Here is a 15,562-nt window from a genome sequence, read left to right as displayed (position 1 = left end):
GGGGCTCAGATGCGGCCGCCGGTGAGCCGGGTCAGGGGGCCCACCTGGGGCTTGGCCGTCGAGCGGCCTATCGCGAAGGCGGCTCCGGCGACGCCCGCCACGGCTGCCGCGGTTCCGGCGGCGATCGCCTTGCGGTGCTTGACGACCGTCCACGCCGACCCGGCGGCCGCGGCGACCTTGGCGGCGTTGGCCGTGACGGCCTGCTGGCCGCTCTGGATGCCGACAGCGGCGGCACGGCTCACGCGCTGGGCTGCCTGACCGGCCGACTGAGCGGCGGAGGCAGTGGAGTCGGTCGCCTCGCGTGCCGTCTCCTTGGCGTCCAGCGCCGTCTCCTTCGCCTCGCGGGCGGTGTCCCGCGCGGTGGCCGTCCGAGAAGCGGCGGCCGCCTTCTTGGCGCCGTTGGCGGTCGAATTCCGGGTGTTCTTGTTCTCGGTGGTCATGATGCTCCTTCTGTCCCCGGGTCGGTAACTCAAACAGGGTTTCGGTACCGCGTCGGAAATCGCTCAGAATTCCCGTGGAAGCAGTGATCCCAGCGGTCCGAGATCCAAATTCAGATCGTCCATTGTGAGCCCGTACCGTTCACACAGTTCCTCCATCCGTTCCTGGAGGATCATCAACGTGACTCCGATGCGTTCCTCCTGTTCCTCGCTGAGATCTCCCTGGTCGACGCGGTGGATCGCGGTGCGTTCCATGAGCTGGCGCAGCAGTTCCACGATGGTGAGGACCAGCTTGACGAGATCCCGCTCCACCGTGTCGGGGTCCGTCTTCCACCGCTGGTGCGCATTTCCGGCGGAGGTGGCGCCGGACATGTTCAGCAGACGGTCGGCGAGGGCGTCCACGGATGTTTCGGGCATGATTCAGAACTCCTGACCGCGCGGCCCGGGAAAAGCCTCCTGAGGCGCCGGTTCGTCCGAGGTGATCGACCGGATGACCGCGCGGAGATTGATATGGACCAGATCCACGTCGGCGATGCACAGCACCAGATCGCCGGTGAGGACGGCACCGCCGGTCAGCAGGCGGTCCAGCAGGTCGATGAGGGCGACGGGCGGACCGGAGACGGGCTCGGGGTCGTGGACCCCTACGGTACGCACGCTCATGCGCTCCTCCCCCCGGCGGGGGTCTGCCGCTCGGGCTCCGCGTCCGACGCGGGCTCCCCCGTGTGCCCGGGCTGCCCCGTCTGCCCCGCCCCCGTCGCGAACGAGTACGGCGCCCACGGCCCGGTCACCTCCACCCCGACCCCCGGCCGCGCGAGCGAACCGAGCCGCGCGCGGAACTCCTCGACCGCGCCCACCGGCACGAGGTACGCCTCGTTCGCCACGTTCTCGCCCCGCCCCTCGGACCACTCGCCCTGCTGGGGCCGGTGCGTCACGCGGGCTGCCGCCAGCACCTCCGCCTCCCGCGCCGCGACCTCCGCCAGGTCGGTCGCGACGCGGTAGGCGTTCCGTACGGTGTCCCGCTGGGCGCGGCGGCGCCGCAGATAGGCGCGACCCGGCGTGGTGGCTGCCGCGTCGGGCTCCGAGGACGTCGAGGACGCGGGTGCCTGCGCGGCGGACTGCGGTACGGCGTACACCTTCACGCCGAGTTCCACGTGACCGTCGAGCAGGTCCAGCAGTTCGCCGAACGGCACCCGCCGCTCCGCCAGCATCGCCGCCACCCGTGCCTCGTCGCGGTACACCGTGGCGAGCCGCATCGGCAGGACCGTCGTCTCGGCGAAGGCCGCGTCCACGACGGCGTGGTGTGCGCGGGCGAGGCGTTCCAGGCGGTCCAGGTCCTCCAACTGCGCGGTGAGGGTGGCTTCTTCGAACCGGTCGGCCGGGACGCCGGACACCAGGGCGGTGAGCCCGCCGCCGCGCACGGCGTGCAGGGAGTGACCGTCCACCCCGGTGACCAGTCCCGTCACCCGGTCCAGCGCGCCCTCGTCCCGGCCGACGGCGTAGACGTACCGCAGTTCCGCGTCACTCATGACCGGACCTCCCCCCGGGCTCCGCCTCGTGAGCGGCTACCGCCTCGGAGGTGAGCGCCGGACCGGACGCCGCCCGCAGTTGGGCGATCTCGGCGCGCAACCGCTCGTTCTCCTCGGTGAGTTCGGCGGCCGGGGCGCGGGAGGGAGCCCGCGAGGACAGGGAGGGGTCGTGCTCCCACCAGTCGATGCCCATCTCCTTGGCCTTGTCGACCGAGGCCACCAGCAGGCGGAGTTTGATGGTCAGCAGCTCGATGTCGAGCAGATTGATCTGGATGTCACCCGCGATCACGACGCCCTTGTCGAGGACTCGCTCCAGGATGTCGGCGAGATTCGCGGACGATCCCTGTGCCCCGTAGGGGGACGCGGAGCGCGTGGGAGCGGGCAGGCGGCCGCTGAGTGATTCGGTCACGTCGTCAACCCTTGTCTGTCTGCCGGTCCCCGGTCACGCCCGCGCACCGGCGGTGCGGCGGCGCCGGGAGCCGCGGGAAGCGGGCTCGTCGTCGGAGGGCTCGGGTTCCTCGTCGGGCAGCTCGGCCTCGTCCTCGTACTCCTCGGGCTCCTCCTCGTCGTACGGCTCCTCGTCCGCCAACTCGTCGTCGTAGCCCTCGGGTTCGTCCTCGTCGTAGGACTCGTCGCCGGAAGCGTCGTCGGGGGCGTCGTCGGACGCCTCGTCCTCGGCGGCGTAGGAGTCGTCGTCCTCCGGCGCGTCCGAGTCCCGCTCCGAGTCCTCCGAGTTTTCGGACCCCTCCAACTGCTCGGATTCCTCCGCCTCTTCGCGCTCGACCGCCTCCTCGTGCGGGACCACGACCTCGCCGTCGCGGATCTCACCGCGCCAGCCGTCGGTCGCCTCGCCGCGCATCATGAGGAACTTGCGGTAGAGCTTGAGGTCGAGGCGGGCGCGGCGGCCCTGGGCGCGCCAGATGTTGCCCGTCTTCTCGAACAGCCCCTTGGGGAAGTACTCCAGGACGAGCAGCACCTTGGTGAGGTCGTCGGTCACGGCGTGGAAGGTGACGACGCCCTTGACGGTGCCCTTGGCGCCCTCGGTGGTCCAGGTGATCCGCTCGTCGGGGACCTGCTCGGTGACGTTGGCCTTCCAACTCCGCGTGGACTTGGCGACCTTGACCTTCCAGTTGCTGCTGGTGTCGTCCGCCTTCTCGACGCTCACCACGCCCTTGGCGAAGGTGCTGAACTCCTGGAACTGGGTCCACTGGTCGTACGCCTCGCGCACCGGCACGCCCACGTCGATGTCCTCGACGATGGTGACGCTCTTGGACTTGCCGCCGCCCGCCTTGCGCCCCTTGCCGAACAGCCCCTTGACCTTGTCCTTGACGCTCTCCTTGAGGTGGGAGACGCCCGCGCTCATCGCCGCCTGCGCCGGGGACTTGCCCTCGGACAGCGCCTGCCCGCCCTTGGCGAGGCTCTTGAGCGGACCGGAGGCGCCGCCGGGCTCCGCCAGCTTGGAGACGCCCTCACCGAGCCGCCGACCGAGTCCGGTCACGGTGTGCTCGGCGCGCGCGACCAGGTAGTTGCGCAGCTCTTCCTTGAGGCGGTCGGTGGCGGGGTTCGACAGCACGTCCTCGCGGATCTTGCCGACGGTGGAGTCAGGCATCGCTGTCACCGCCGCTCTTGCGCGTGGAGGTGGTCCGCTTCTTGGCGCTGCGCGCGCCGCTCGCCTTGGTGGCGGCGGACTTCGCGGCGCCGGTGCGCTTGCGGGCGGTCCCTGCGGTACGGCGCGCACCGCCCTCGGCGGAGGAGCGGGTCCGCTTGGCGGGGGAACGTCCGCCGGCGCCGGACGACTTGCGACGAGCCGGTTCCTCGTCGCCGGAGTCGGAGTCGGCGGACTCGGCGGATTCGGCGGAGCCCTCCGCGTCGTCCGCGTCCTCGCCGTCCTCGTCCCGCGCCGCGTCGGTGACGCCCGTCGGGTCCTGCAGCGCCTCGGTGCGCCGCGCGAGCGAGGAGGCGAGCCCGGCAGCGCGCTGGGTGAGTGCCTCGGTGGCCGCCGTGCGCGTGGCGTCGACGAGCTGGGAGCGCACCTGGTCGTTGAGTCCGCCGAGCGCGGGCGAGTTGGCGATGAGCTTGCCGACCCGCCGGGGGTCGAGGTCGAGTTTCTTGCCGGCCAGGAACATGCCCAGCCCGAGGGCCAGTTTGGCCTTCTTCGTGCGCCCGAGGACGTATCCGCCCACGAGTGCGACGGCTATCTTGGCGTTCTTCGTCATGGTGTGTGCACCCCGGTTTCTTCCGTTCTTCTCTCGTCGCGGTTCGTCATGGACCGGCTCGAACCTCCCTGCCGCTCGCTTCCTGAACCCCGGTGCGGCTCAACTGCCGTGCGGCTCAACTCCTGTGCGGCTCACCCCCCTTGCCGGTACCGCTCGATCTCGTCCAGCCGGTCGAGCAGTTCGTCCTCCAGGCGGTCGTACTCCTCCTCGGAGATCCGCCCCTCGGTCAACTCGCGTTCCAGCTCGCCAAGTCGGCGTCGTACCGGCTCGGGGTCGTAGTACTCGCGTTCCGCCGCCGTCAGCACCTGGTCGATGACCCAGGCGGTGCCCCGGACGGGGGCGAGCGGGAGGGTGAGGATGCCGGTGATCAGACCCATGGCCGACTCCCTTCCGGCGGTGGCGTTGGCGGCCGGGTCAGACGAAGCTGTACGGCGGCAGCGGGCCGGTGAGGGTGAACGTGTAGGCGTCACCGAGCCGTTCGGCCTCGCGCTGCACTGCCTGGACGAACGTGTCCGCCTTCGCGTCCTCGACGAGGAACGACACGCTGAGGACGTCGGTGCCGGACTCGCCCGGGGACACGCTGGTCGCGGTGGGTGCCAGTGCGTCGGAGAGCGTCCGTGCCTCGGCGGCACGGCGGGCCTCCACCTCGTGGGAGACCGTCTCGCCGAGGGCGATCCGCTCGTCGTGGGCGTTGGGGTCGGCCAGCGTCCGCTGACGCAACTCCCGTACGCGGTCGGAGGTGTTGACGATCTCGCGCAGCAGGTCGTCCTCGTCGCGGACGACCCGCAGGTGGTACTCCACCTGACCGTCGAGCTGGGCCAGCCGGTTGCGGTAGCCGTCGCTCTCCGCGTCCAGCGCCGCCGCGACCTGGTCGTCGTCCGGCGCGAGGAGTCCGAAGCGCATGGGGAGCGTCGCCCCGTCGGCCATCAGCGCCTCCAGGACCCCCTGGTGGGCGCGGACGTCACGCCGCTTGGCGCGCAGCCCCTCGGGCGCGTCGCTGACCACCGCGGTGAGCGTGTCGGTGCGTACCGTCCGCAGCTCGGCCGGGGGTTCACCGACACCCCGTACGTCGTCGAGGTGCAGGGGATGGTCGGCACCCGTGATGCCGTAGACGTAGGTGGGCACTTCTCACTCCTCGCGGCGGGACGACTGGCGGCTGGACGTCGACTTGCGGGCCGGGCGCTTGCGCGGCTCCTCCTCGGGCTCGTCGCTCTTGCCCTGGAGGGAGTCGGTGAACGCCTCGACCGCTCCGGTCAGCGCTCCTTTCGACTTCCCCTTCGCCCCGCTCTCGGTCATGTCGCCCACGAGATCGGTCAGTTGGCTCGGCGCCTTGCGGCCCGACTCCAGGTCGAGGCGGTTGCACGCCTCGGCGAAGCGGAGATAGGTGTCCACGCTGGCGACGACGACCCGTACGTCGATCTTCAGGATCTCGATGCCGACCAGCGAGACGCGCACGAACGCGTCGATCACGAGCCCTCGGTCGAGGATGAGTTCGAGGACGTCGTAGAGATTTCCCGATCCGCTGCCCCCGGAGGTGGTACTGCTCTGTTGGACGAGTGTCATGGTGAGCTCCTTTCCGTCGGTTCGTTCAACGGCGGTCGATCTGGCCCCTGGCGTAACGGCGCAGCCGTTCGTACCCGAGGAGGCGGCCGCGGTGGTCGAGTTCGATGCGGTAGGACGCCATGACGCTCATGGTGTCCGGCACCCTTTCCAGCTCGACCACCTCGACTTCCGCGGACCATCCGTCGTCGGTGGCCCGCACCGCCGAGACGGCGCCCGCCTCGCGTTGCAGCAACGCGGAGAGCTGACTGCCCGCCCGGCTGACGACCGTCGGCAGGTCCAGCCGCTCCTCCGCGCCCTTGCCGTCCTTCTGGCTTTCGTCGTCGCTGCTGCTCATGAACTCCGCCCGCCGGAAGCTTTCTTGAAGACGGTCTTCATCCGTCCTCTACGACTTCTGCTTCGCGTGCCCGTGCGACTCTCACGTATGCCTCGCGTCTGCTCGGGTGTACGGAGACGGGCTGCGTACCCACCCGATGACTTTCGTCGTTCCACACGGTCAAAGCCCCGTCGGCACGGCGCCGACGTCGGCTTCCGCTTCTGCCATGGAAGGAAACACATGACTCAACTGCTGCGGGTCCAGAACTTCAACGTCTCGAGCGACGGGATCGGCGCCGGGGAGGACCAGACCCTTGAACGGCCGTTCGGCCATGTCGATCCGGGGCGGCTGTTCGCCTGGGCAGGGGCGACGGCGAGCTGGCCCATGCGGACCGAGCCCGGCGGCAGCCGGGGTCTGGACGACTACATGACCCGGGACTACCCGCGCAACATCGGCGCCGAGATCATGGGCCGCAACAAGTTCGGTCCCGTACGCGGTCCGTGGCAGGGCGACGAGTGGCGCGGCTGGTGGGGCGACGAACCCCCGTTCCACACCCCCGTCTTCGTGCTGACGCACCACGAGCGTCCCCCGCTGACGCTCTCGGACACCACGTTCCACTTCGTCTCGGGCGACCCGGCGACGGTCCTCGCGCAGGCGAAGGAAGCCGCGCAGGGCAAGGACGTCCGGCTCGGCGGCGGCGTCTCGACCATCCGGCAGTTCCTCGACGCCGACCTGGTCGACACGCTCCACGTGGTGGTCTCGCCCATGAAGCTCGACCACGGACTGCGCCTGTGGGACTCGCCCGACGACCTCCTCGACCGCTTCCACATGGACGTCGTACCGAGCCCGAGCGGCGTGACACACCACCTGTTCTGGCGGAAGTAGCGCGGGCGGCTGCGGCGGAGGCGGCGCTCGGTGCTCCGGCGGAAGCAGCTCCCGCTGTTCCGGCGGAAGCCGCACGCGCCGCCCGAGCCGCCGCCCGCCCGCGTCGCACGCGCCCCCGCCGTGGCTCCGGTGATCGTTCCCGGCGCGGTGGTTTCATGGCGATGCGTCCGGGTACCGCGTGGCGAGCGCCCGGCGCGCTGGACGGCGTGCGGGACGGCGCGCCGACGCCGGTGCCGACGACGGTCCGGGCGCGCCGCGCGGCGGCCGGGAGGAGGACGGGTGAGGGCGGGAGCGGTCGCGGTCGCCGAGTTCCTCGGCTGGTGGGTGGTGCTCGCCGCGCTGTGGCTGCTGTTCATCGGACCCGTCGACGGCGCGGAGCTGACGGTCGGTTCAACGGCCGCCGCGCTCGGCGCCCTCGCGGCGTGCGCCGCACGGCGGGCGGTGGGCACCCGGTGACCTCCTGGCCGTGGCTCGCCGCCGCGTTCGCCCTGCTCGCCCTCGGTCTCGGCGCGGCGGCCGTGGGCGTCGCCACCGGCCCGCCGCGCCGCCGGGTCACCGCGCAGAACACGGCCACGCTGGTGGTCTGCCTGGTCTTCCTGCTGCTCGCGCAGGGGTACGGGCGCCCGTCGTACGTCGATCTGGCGCTGGTCCTCTCGGTCCTGGGTCCCGCGGGCACCCTCGTGTACGCCCGTCTGCTCGCCGCGGACCTGGAGCGCGATCCGCCGAAGGTGCGGGGTACCGCGTTCGCGTCGGCGGTCCTCACCGTGGTGGTGGTCGTACCGCTGTGCGTGGCGACCGGGCCCAGCCGCGCCATGGGGAAGCTGCTCGTGATCGGGGCGCTGCTGATCGCCGGGAACGTGATCGCGTCCGTCGCGCTGGGCGGCGGCGAGCCGGAGGAGGCTGAACGCGGATGAGAGCGGACGCGGATGAGAGCGCACCCACATGAATGACGCCCTGGTCGTACTGAGTCTCGTCCTGGTCGCCGGGACCGCCACCGCCGCCGTCGCGACCCGCGACCCCGTTCGGCAGTGCCTGGTGCTTTCGCTGCTCGGGCTGGCGCTTGCCGTGCTGTTCACCGTGCTCCAGGCGCCGGACGTGGCCCTGTCGCAGCTCGCGGTGGGCGCCGTGCTGACGCCGCTGCTGATCCTGCTGACCGCGCGCAAGGTGCGTCGGCGCGGGCGGGACCGGGAGGGGTCCGGATGAGCCGGCGGCTGCGGCTGTGGGTGCTCGGCGCCGGTCTCGCGGGGCTCGCCGCGCTGCTGGTCGCCGCCTGTCTGCGGCTGCCCGCCTTCGGCGGCACCTGGCACCCGTACGGCGAGCTTGCCACCCGGGCGGCGCTCGACCGGCACACCGCCAACGTGGTCGCCGCCGTCAACTTCGACCAGCGCGCCTTCGACACCCTCGGCGAGGAGAGCATCCTGTTCGCGGCGGTGCTGGGCACGGTCGCGCTGCTCCGCCAGACACGCGGCGAACGCGAGGTGCGCCCCGCGCCGGTACGCGTGGCACGCCCGGTCCGCCGCTACGCCCTCCTCACGCTCCCCGTCACCCTCCTGATCGGTCTCTACGTCGTCGCGCACGGCCAGTTGAGCCCCGGCGGCGGCTTCCAGGGCGGCGTGGTCGTGGCGACGGCGCTGCATCTGCTGTACATCGCGGTGGACTACCGCGCCCTGGAGCGCGTGCGCCCCGTCGGCATGTACGAGATCGCGGACGCGGCGGCGGAGGGCTGCTACGTCGTGACCGGTCTCGCGGGTCTGCTCGTGGGCGGCGCCTTCCTGGCCAACGTGCTGCCCTACGGCACGTTCAACACGCTCACCTCGGGCGGCACCGTGCCGATCCTGAACGCGGCGATCGGCATGGAGGTCGCGAGCGCGGTGGTGGTGCTGCTGGCGCGCTTCCTGGACCAGGCGGTGGAGATCCGCCCGACGGAGGGCTCGGCAGAGGGTTCGACGGAGGGCTCGACAGAGGGGGACGAGAGCACATGACGGGCTTCATGGCGGTCTTCCCCTATGTGGTCGCCGCCTATCTCCTCGTCGTCGGCTGTGTGGGTCTGGCGACCAGCCGCACTCTGATCCACACCATCGGCTGCCTGACGGTGTGCCAGTCCGCCACCTATGTGCTGCTGCTCTCCGTGGGCTACCGCCACAACGGCACCGCGCCCGTGCACTCGGACCTCAAGCCCGGCTCCCGCCCGCTGGTGGACCCCGTCGTCCAGGCGCTGTGTCTGACCGACGTGGTGGTGGGCGCCACGGTGACGGCACTGCTGCTGGCGCTGGTGATCCAGGTCGGCAAACGGCACGGCACGGTCGATCCCGACGAGCTGTCCGGACTGCGCGGGTGAGCGCCCTGCTGCCCCTGGTCGTGGCGTTTCCCCTGCTGGGCGCCGCGCTGCTGGTCGTCGCCGGGCGCGGTCTGCCCCGGCTGGTCGCCGAGGGGGTGGGCGTGGCCTTCGCGGCGGGCACGGCGGCGCTCGTGCTGTGGCTGCTGCTCGGGGTCACCCCGCCGCGGACGGAGTGGGTGGGCGGCTGGACCCCGGGCCCGGACGGCCGGGGCGTCGGCATCGTCCTGCGGGCGGGTCCGCTGCCGTTGGGTCTCGCGGCCACGGTGTCCCTGCTGGTGGTGGCCGTACTCGCCTATTCCTGGCGGTACTTCGACGAGCCGCCGCACCGGCACGCGGGCACGTTCCCCGCGCTGATCCTGCTGTTCCAGGCGGGCATGTGCGGCTTCGTGCTCACCGGGGACCTGTTCAACGCGTTCGTGTTCTTCGAGCTGATGAGCGTCGTCGCGTACGCCCTGACCGGCTACCGCGTCGAGGACCCCAAGGCCGTCCAGGGCGCCCTCACCTTCGGCGTGATCAACTCCCTCGGCGCCTACCTCCTGCTCCTCGGCATCGCCCTGCTCTACGCCCGCACCGGCGAACTCGGCATGCGCGCCATCGGCGACCGCCTGGACGCCCAGGGTCGAGCCGACGCCCTGGTCCTGGCCGCCTTCGCCCTGATCCTGACCGGGCTGCTGGTCAAGGCGGCAGCCGTACCGTTCCACTTCTGGCTCCCGGACGCGCACGCGGTCGCCCCCACCCCGGTGTGCATGCTGCTGTCCGGCGTGATGGTCGAGCTGGGCGTGTACGGCGTGGCCCGCGTGTACTGGTTCGTCTTCTCCGGTCCCGGCGGCATCCCCGCCCCCGACACCCGCCACACCCTGATCGCCCTCGGCGTCCTCACCGCCCTCGTCGGCGCCCTGATGTGCTGGCTCCAGCGCCACGTCAAACGCCTCCTCGCCTACTCGACCGTCGCCCACACCGGTCTCTTCCTCACCGGCATCGGACTGCTCACCCCCGCCTCCACCACCGGCACGGCGGTGTACGTCCTCGGCCATGTCGGCGTCAAAGCGGCCCTGTTCGCCGCCACGGGCGTCCTGCTCTCCCGCTACGGCAGCGTCGACGAACACGAACTCCACGGCCGCGCCCGCGAACTGCCCGTGATGACCGGCGTCTTCACGGTGGGCGGTCTCGCCCTGGCGGGTCTCCCGCCGTTCGGCACCGGTCTCGGCAAGGCGCTCACGGAGGAGTCGGCGGGCCCCGCGCTCACCGCCGTCTTCGTGCTCGTCTCGGCGGTGACGGGCGGCGCGGTCCTCCGCGTCGCCGCCCGCGTCTTCGGCGGTCTGGGCAAGAAACCCCCGGACGAGCGGACCGAGGAACCCGAGACGACGGGCGAGCACGAGGAACCGGAGACAGCCGGCCCGCTGCGCCGCCTCCCCGACACCATGCTGACGGTACCGATCGCGCTCCTCGCGGGTTCATTGGCCGTCGGGGTGTTCCCCTCGGTGGCGGAGTCGGTGGGCCACGCGGTGGACGAAATGCTGGGCTCCACCCCCGCCCCGCCACCGGAATGGACCCTCCCCGGCGTCCTCCTCGACCTGCTCTCCTCCGCCCTCGCCGCCACCCTGGCGACCTGGGCGGTGACCCACCCCGTCTCCTCCCGCCTCCACACGTGGACGACCCCCCTGCGCCGACTGCACTCCGGGCACATCGGGGACTATGTGGCGTGGCTGGTGGTGGGGACGGTGGTGGTGGCGGTGCTGGCGTTGCCGGGGTGAGGGAGTAAGGCGTAGGGGCGTGAGGGCCAGGAGCAGGTACCCGGTGTCCTGAATTCCGGGTGTCCCGCTTGACTTCGAGCGCACTCCAATTCGTAGCGTTCCGGGCATGACCACACCTGCACAGCACAAGATCGGTTCGGGTTTCGGCGCCGACAGCACCGCCGACGAGGTTCTGCGGGGTATCGACCTCGCCGGGAAGCTCGCGATCGTCACCGGGGGCTACTCGGGTCTCGGTCTGGAGACGACGCGGGCGCTGACGAAGGCGGGGGCGCATGTCGTCGTACCGGCGCGGCGTCCCGACGTCGCGCGAGAGGCGCTGGCGGACCTCGACGGCGTCGAGGTGGACGAGCTGGACCTCGGTGATCTGGAGAGCGTACGGGGGTTCGCCGAGCGGTTTCTCGCCTCCGGTCGCGGCGTCGACATCCTGATCGACAACGCCGGGATCATGGCGTGCCCGGAGACCCGGGTGGGACCGGGCTGGGAGACCCAGTTCGCCACCAACCACCTCGGTCACTTCGCCCTGGTGAACCGCCTGTGGCCGGCGCTCGCGGAGGGCGGCGCGCGGGTGGTCTCGGTCTCCTCGCGCGGCCACCACCTCTCCCCCATCCGCTGGGACGACGTCCAGTGGACCGAGGGCTACGACAAGTGGCAGGCGTACGGCCAGGCGAAGACGGCGAACGCCCTCTTCGCCCTCCACCTCGACACGCTCGGACGGGACTCGGGCGTCCGCGCCTTCTCCCTCCACCCGGGCGGGATCATGACCCCGCTCCAGCGCCACCTCGCCAAGGAGGAGATGGTCGAGCGCGGCTGGATCGACGAACAGGGCAACCCCGTGAACCCCTCCGGCTTCAAGACCCCCGAGCAGGGCGCCGCCACCCAGGTCTGGGCCGCCACCTCCCCGCGGCTCGACGCCCTCGGCGGTCTGTACCTGGAGGACTGCGACATCGCCGAACCCGCCCCCGAGGACGGCACCTGGGCGGGAGTGAAGCCCTGGGCCACCGACCCCGGGCAGGCGGCACGGCTGTGGGAGCTGTCGGCGGAGCTGACGGGCGTGAACGCGTTCGCGAAGTAGTCCCCGGTACGACTCCGGCTCGCGTCGGCGGTGGCGCATCCCACCGCCGACGCGAGCCGGAGCGTCCCCCTGGAACCCGCCGACCCCGTCAGCCCTGTCGACCCCGTCCGCCCCGTCAGGGCGCGTCAACCACCAGCACGATCTTGCCGGTCGTACGATCCGTCTCCCCCAGCGCGTGCGCCTTCGCCGCCTCCGCCAGCGGGAAGACCTCCTCGATGTGGGCGCGCAGCGCGCCGGAAGCCGCCATTTCGGCGATCGCCTTCATCCCCGCCTGGTCCGCCTCCACGAGCAGCGTCTCCACCCGCACCCCACGCGCCTCGGCCTTCGCGCCCTCCTCCGGGTCGGTGCCGGGCAGGAGCGAGACGAGTACGCCACCGGGGCGCAGGACGTCGAGCGATCGTCCGCGTGTGTCACCGGAGAGGGGGTCCAGCACCACGTCCACGTCCCGCACGGCGTCGCGGAAGTCCACGGATCGGTAGTCGATCACCTCGTCCGCGCCGAGCGACCGGAGGAACTCGTGCTTCGGCGCGCTCGCCGTGCCGATCACGTACGCCCCGAGGGACTTGGCGATCTGTACGGCGAGGTGCCCGACCCCACCGGCGGCGGCGTGCACCAACACCCGCTGACCGGGCTGGACTCGCGCGGTGTCCACGAGCGCCTGCCACGCCGTGAGCGCGGCCAGCGGCAGCGCCCCCGCCTGGACGTGGTCGATCGAGGCGGGCTTGTGCGTGAAGGCGCGGGCGGGGCCGGTGACGTACTCGGCGTGGGCGCCGACGCCGTGCGGGTAGGGCAGCATCCCGAAGACCTCGTCGCCGGGCTTGAAGAGGGTCACGCCGTAGCCGACCGCCTCCACGACACCGGAGACGTCCCAGCCGAGGACGAGGGGGAGCCGGTCGAGGAAGACGCGGTGGGCGCGGTGCTTCCAGTCGGTCGGGTTGAGACCTGCGGCGCGGACGGAGACCAGGATCTCGCTCGGTCCCGGCTCGGGGCGGGGCAGCTCGGTCTCCTTGAGGACCTCGGGGGTGCCGTACTCGTCCTGGCTGATGGCGCGCATGGTGGGGTGATTCGTCATACGTCCAGGTTCGCCGGAGCCGCCCCCGCGTACCATGGCATGAAAGCCATCTTTCAACGGGATCGTGCCAATGACCGCTCACCGTGTCGTCGTTCTCGCCCTCGACGGGGTGTACCCCTTCGAGCTGGGCATCCCCAGCCGGGTCTTCGGTTCGGCCGGGAGCCGCTACGAGGTGCTGACCTGCTCGGCCGACGGCGGTCCCGTCGCCACCAACTCCGACTTCTCGGTCACGGTCGGCCACGGAGCCGAGGCGCTGGCCACGGCCGACACGGTGGTCCTGCCCCCGTTCGACCTCGGCCGTCTCACCCGCGAGCTGTCCCCGAAGACCGGCGAGGCACTCGCGGCCGTACCGTCCGGAGCGCGGATCGTCTCCATCTGCACCGGCGCCTTCGTCCTCGCCGCCGACGGACGGCTCGACGGCCGTCCGGCCACCACCCACTGGGCGCTCGCGGACACCTTCCGCGCCTGGTACCCGCGGGTGGCCCTCGACCCGGACGTCCTCTTCGTGGACGACGGCGACATCCTCACCTCGGCGGGCGCCGCCTCCGGTGTCGACGTATGCCTGCACGTCGTCCGGAAGGACCACGGTGCCGCCGTCGCCAACGAGGTGGCCCGCGCGTGTGTCGTCCCGCCGTGGCGGGACGGCGGTCAGGCGCAGTACATCCGCCGCCCGGTGCCCGAGGAGCCCGCCAACGGCACCTCGGCCACCCGCCAGTGGGCGCTGGAACACCTCCACGAACCGCTGTCCCTCGCGCACCTGGCCAGCCACGCCCGCATGAGCGTCCGCACCTTCGCCCGCCGCTTCACCGAGGAGGTCGGCACGAGTCCGGGCCGCTGGCTGATCCAACGGCGCCTCGACCGCGCCCGCCACCTCCTGGAGACCACCGACCTCCCGGTGGACGACATCGCCACCCAGGTCGGCTTCGCCACGGGCACGTCCCTACGGGAGCACCTGCACGCGACGATCGGTGTGACACCGGGGGCGTACCGGCGGACGTTCCGGGGGGTGGCGTAGCGCGCCCGCTTCGGTCACCGCGCCCGCAGCTCCATCATCAGACGCACGGGATGGATGACCGTACTGGTCGGGGCGAGGCGCACCGGGGCGTTGGGCGCGGGCTTGAAATTCCAGCGGCCGAGGAAGGTGGAGAGCGCGAGGACGCCCCGCATGGTGGCGAAGTCGTTGCCGACGCACTGCCGGGCGCCGAGACCGAAGGGGACGTACGCGCCCCGGCACGGCGTCGCCGCGCCCTCCGCCCAGCGGTCGGGGTCGAACCGCTCGGGGTCGTCGAAGAGTTCGGGGCGACGGTGCATCAGGTAGGCGCTGTAGATGACGGTGGCGCCCGCGGGGATGCGACGGCCGCCGAGTTCGGTGTCCCGGGTGGTCTCGCGGGTGAGGAGCGGCACCGGCGGATACAGCCGCAGCGACTCCATCACCACGCGGTTCATGTAGGGGAGCCTGGCCATGTCGTCCCAGGTCGCGGTGCGCCCCGCGAGGATCTCGTCGGACTCCTCCTGCACCCGCCGTGCGATGTCGGGGTGCTGCCCCAGCAGGTGCAGGGTCCAGGTCAGCAGCGACGACGTCGTGTCGGAGCCGCCGATCAGCACCGTGAGCCCGCTGTCGCGCAGTTCCTGGGCCGACAGCTTGTCGCCGTTGTGCCGGGCGGCGGTGAGTCCGCTGAGCATGTCACCGCTGTCCTCGGGCGCCGCCAGGTTCTGCTCGATGACCTCGTCCAGCATGGAGACGATGGTCGCGAGCGCGGTCGTGTAGCGGCGGTTGGAGGGCAGCGGGAGCTTTTCCTTCAGACCGAGCGGCGCGAGCACGCGCTTGTACACGCCTTCGAATGCCGTGTCGATGCACCGGCGCAGCTCGTCGACGCGTTCGACGCTCATGTCGGCGGCGAACAGGGTCCGCACGGTGGTGCGGACCGAGAACCGGTACATGTCACGCTGCACATCGGTGGTGAGGCCGTCCGTCCAGGAGTGGGAGGTGGCGTCGATCTCCTCACCGATGATGTCGGCGTAGGTCGCCATCCGCTCCTTCTGGAAGGCGGGCTGCACGAGTCGCCGCTGTCGGCGGTGGGAGTCGTGCGGCGAGGTGGCGAGCCCCCAGCCGATCAGCTCGCGCAGCTTCTCGATCTGCGGACCCCCCTTTTCGAAGGTGCGGTCGTCGATCAGTACCTGCCGGACGAGATCCGGGTGGCAGACCACGTAGGCGGGCTGGGTGCCGAGTTTGATCTCGACGACGTCGCCGTGGTGGGGCAGCGATTCGAGGAACTCGAACAGTTGCCCGCGCAGTCGCAGTCCGTGGCCCACGAGGGGGAGGGCGCCCGGTGCCGTTCCGCTGGTGAAGGTCGCTGTGGTCATGCCGGACTCCTTCGGTGGAACG

Annotated in this window: 22 protein-coding genes; 9 read left to right on the top strand and 13 right to left on the bottom strand. The window is 71.5% G+C overall.

The genetic code is table 11. The features are described from left to right. Nucleotides 1-5: 5 nt before the first annotated feature. The 11 genes from IF655_RS11280 to gvpO all read right to left on the bottom strand — a co-directional run bounded on the left by IF655_RS11280 (nucleotide 6) and on the right by gvpO (nucleotide 6,076). Complete coding sequence (locus IF655_RS11280; RefSeq protein WP_199584062.1) at nucleotides 6-440, bottom strand: hypothetical protein; 435 nt, start codon at nucleotides 438-440, stop codon at nucleotides 6-8. Between the two features lie 63 nt (nucleotides 441-503). Continuing rightward, nucleotides 504-809 carry a gas vesicle protein K gene (locus IF655_RS11275; RefSeq protein ID WP_199584296.1) on the bottom strand — a complete coding sequence of 102 codons (306 nt, stop codon included), beginning with the start codon at nucleotides 807-809 and terminating at the stop codon, nucleotides 504-506. Nucleotides 810-857: 48 nt separating this feature from the next. Further along, nucleotides 858-1,097 (bottom strand): gas vesicle protein, encoded by a 240-nt coding sequence (locus IF655_RS11270; RefSeq protein WP_199584060.1) that lies wholly within the window; start codon nucleotides 1,095-1,097, stop codon nucleotides 858-860. Beyond that, a complete protein-coding gene (locus IF655_RS11265; protein ID WP_199584059.1) occupies nucleotides 1,094-1,963 on the bottom strand; it encodes a GvpL/GvpF family gas vesicle protein in 870 nt (289 codons plus the stop codon). The genes IF655_RS11270 and IF655_RS11265 overlap by 4 nt, the downstream gene beginning before the upstream one ends. After that, nucleotides 1,956-2,372 (bottom strand): gas vesicle protein, encoded by a 417-nt coding sequence (gene gvpJ, locus IF655_RS11260; protein WP_199584058.1) that lies wholly within the window; start codon nucleotides 2,370-2,372, stop codon nucleotides 1,956-1,958. Before gvpJ ends, IF655_RS11265 begins: the two co-directional genes overlap by 8 nt. Before the next feature lie 33 nt (nucleotides 2,373-2,405). After that, nucleotides 2,406-3,572 carry an SRPBCC family protein gene (locus IF655_RS11255; protein WP_199584057.1) on the bottom strand — a complete coding sequence of 389 codons (1,167 nt, stop codon included), beginning with the start codon at nucleotides 3,570-3,572 and terminating at the stop codon, nucleotides 2,406-2,408. Further along, a complete protein-coding gene (locus IF655_RS11250) occupies nucleotides 3,565-4,179 on the bottom strand; it encodes a hypothetical protein (protein WP_199584056.1) in 615 nt (204 codons plus the stop codon). Before IF655_RS11250 ends, IF655_RS11255 begins: the two co-directional genes overlap by 8 nt. 131 nt (nucleotides 4,180-4,310) lie before the next feature. Then, the gene (locus tag IF655_RS11245; protein ID WP_199584055.1) at nucleotides 4,311-4,556 is read right to left on the bottom strand and encodes a gas vesicle protein GvpG; all 246 of its coding nucleotides are present in this window, start codon (nucleotides 4,554-4,556) and stop codon (nucleotides 4,311-4,313) included. A gap of 37 nt (nucleotides 4,557-4,593) precedes the next feature. Then, nucleotides 4,594-5,304 (bottom strand): GvpL/GvpF family gas vesicle protein, encoded by a 711-nt coding sequence (locus tag IF655_RS11240; protein WP_199584053.1) that lies wholly within the window; start codon nucleotides 5,302-5,304, stop codon nucleotides 4,594-4,596. 3 nt (nucleotides 5,305-5,307) lie between these two features. After that, nucleotides 5,308-5,742: a gas vesicle structural protein GvpA gene (locus IF655_RS11235; RefSeq protein ID WP_199584051.1), complete on the bottom strand. Its 435-nt coding sequence runs from the start codon at nucleotides 5,740-5,742 to the stop codon at nucleotides 5,308-5,310. A 25-nt stretch (nucleotides 5,743-5,767) separates the two neighbouring features. Next, nucleotides 5,768-6,076: a gas vesicle protein GvpO gene (gene gvpO, locus IF655_RS11230; protein WP_199584049.1), complete on the bottom strand. Its 309-nt coding sequence runs from the start codon at nucleotides 6,074-6,076 to the stop codon at nucleotides 5,768-5,770. A gap of 219 nt (nucleotides 6,077-6,295) precedes the next feature. Here gvpO and IF655_RS11225 point away from each other — a divergent pair, with 219 nt between their 5' ends. From IF655_RS11225 to IF655_RS11195, 8 genes are all read left to right on the top strand, one after another. Then, the gene (locus IF655_RS11225) at nucleotides 6,296-6,940 is read left to right on the top strand and encodes a dihydrofolate reductase family protein (protein WP_199584047.1); all 645 of its coding nucleotides are present in this window, start codon (nucleotides 6,296-6,298) and stop codon (nucleotides 6,938-6,940) included. Nucleotides 6,941-7,219: 279 nt separating this feature from the next. Beyond that, nucleotides 7,220-7,396 carry a hypothetical protein gene (locus IF655_RS31120; protein ID WP_242488689.1) on the top strand — a complete coding sequence of 59 codons (177 nt, stop codon included), beginning with the start codon at nucleotides 7,220-7,222 and terminating at the stop codon, nucleotides 7,394-7,396. Next, nucleotides 7,393-7,854, top strand: a complete 462-nt coding sequence (locus IF655_RS31115) for an MrpF/PhaF family protein (RefSeq protein ID WP_307814905.1) — start codon at nucleotides 7,393-7,395, stop codon at nucleotides 7,852-7,854. Before IF655_RS31120 ends, IF655_RS31115 begins: the two co-directional genes overlap by 4 nt. 28 nt (nucleotides 7,855-7,882) lie before the next feature. After that, the gene (locus tag IF655_RS11215; protein WP_199584045.1) at nucleotides 7,883-8,143 is read left to right on the top strand and encodes a DUF4040 domain-containing protein; all 261 of its coding nucleotides are present in this window, start codon (nucleotides 7,883-7,885) and stop codon (nucleotides 8,141-8,143) included. Continuing rightward, complete coding sequence (mbhE, locus tag IF655_RS11210) at nucleotides 8,140-8,922, top strand: hydrogen gas-evolving membrane-bound hydrogenase subunit E (protein ID WP_199584043.1); 783 nt, start codon at nucleotides 8,140-8,142, stop codon at nucleotides 8,920-8,922. The genes IF655_RS11215 and mbhE overlap by 4 nt, the downstream gene beginning before the upstream one ends. An 8-nt stretch (nucleotides 8,923-8,930) precedes the next feature. Further along, the gene (locus tag IF655_RS11205; RefSeq protein ID WP_199584292.1) at nucleotides 8,931-9,278 is read left to right on the top strand and encodes a sodium:proton antiporter; all 348 of its coding nucleotides are present in this window, start codon (nucleotides 8,931-8,933) and stop codon (nucleotides 9,276-9,278) included. Beyond that, nucleotides 9,275-11,032 carry a complex I subunit 5 family protein gene (locus IF655_RS11200; protein WP_199584041.1) on the top strand — a complete coding sequence of 586 codons (1,758 nt, stop codon included), beginning with the start codon at nucleotides 9,275-9,277 and terminating at the stop codon, nucleotides 11,030-11,032. The genes IF655_RS11205 and IF655_RS11200 overlap by 4 nt, the downstream gene beginning before the upstream one ends. Nucleotides 11,033-11,138: 106 nt before the next feature. Next, complete coding sequence (locus IF655_RS11195; protein ID WP_199584039.1) at nucleotides 11,139-12,104, top strand: SDR family NAD(P)-dependent oxidoreductase; 966 nt, start codon at nucleotides 11,139-11,141, stop codon at nucleotides 12,102-12,104. A 115-nt stretch (nucleotides 12,105-12,219) separates the two neighbouring features. On the opposite strand, the gene IF655_RS11190 is transcribed toward IF655_RS11195, so the two are convergent. Next, the gene (locus IF655_RS11190; protein WP_199584289.1) at nucleotides 12,220-13,158 is read right to left on the bottom strand and encodes an NADP-dependent oxidoreductase; all 939 of its coding nucleotides are present in this window, start codon (nucleotides 13,156-13,158) and stop codon (nucleotides 12,220-12,222) included. A gap of 88 nt (nucleotides 13,159-13,246) precedes the next feature. Here IF655_RS11190 and IF655_RS11185 point away from each other — a divergent pair, with 88 nt between their 5' ends. Then, complete coding sequence (locus tag IF655_RS11185; RefSeq protein ID WP_199584037.1) at nucleotides 13,247-14,191, top strand: GlxA family transcriptional regulator; 945 nt, start codon at nucleotides 13,247-13,249, stop codon at nucleotides 14,189-14,191. A 14-nt stretch (nucleotides 14,192-14,205) separates the two neighbouring features. Here IF655_RS11185 and IF655_RS11180 read toward each other — a convergent pair whose 3' ends face one another. Next, nucleotides 14,206-15,540, bottom strand: coding sequence for a cytochrome P450 (locus IF655_RS11180; protein ID WP_199584035.1), 1,335 nt, complete (start codon nucleotides 15,538-15,540; stop codon nucleotides 14,206-14,208). Nucleotides 15,541-15,562: the final 22 nt, after the last annotated feature.

Origin of the sequence: Streptomyces sp. DSM 110735 (assembly GCF_016482685.1) — a bacterium.
GTDB lineage: Bacteria > Actinomycetota > Actinomycetes > Streptomycetales > Streptomycetaceae > Streptomyces.
This window is presented reverse-complemented; position numbering and strand designations above follow the sequence as displayed.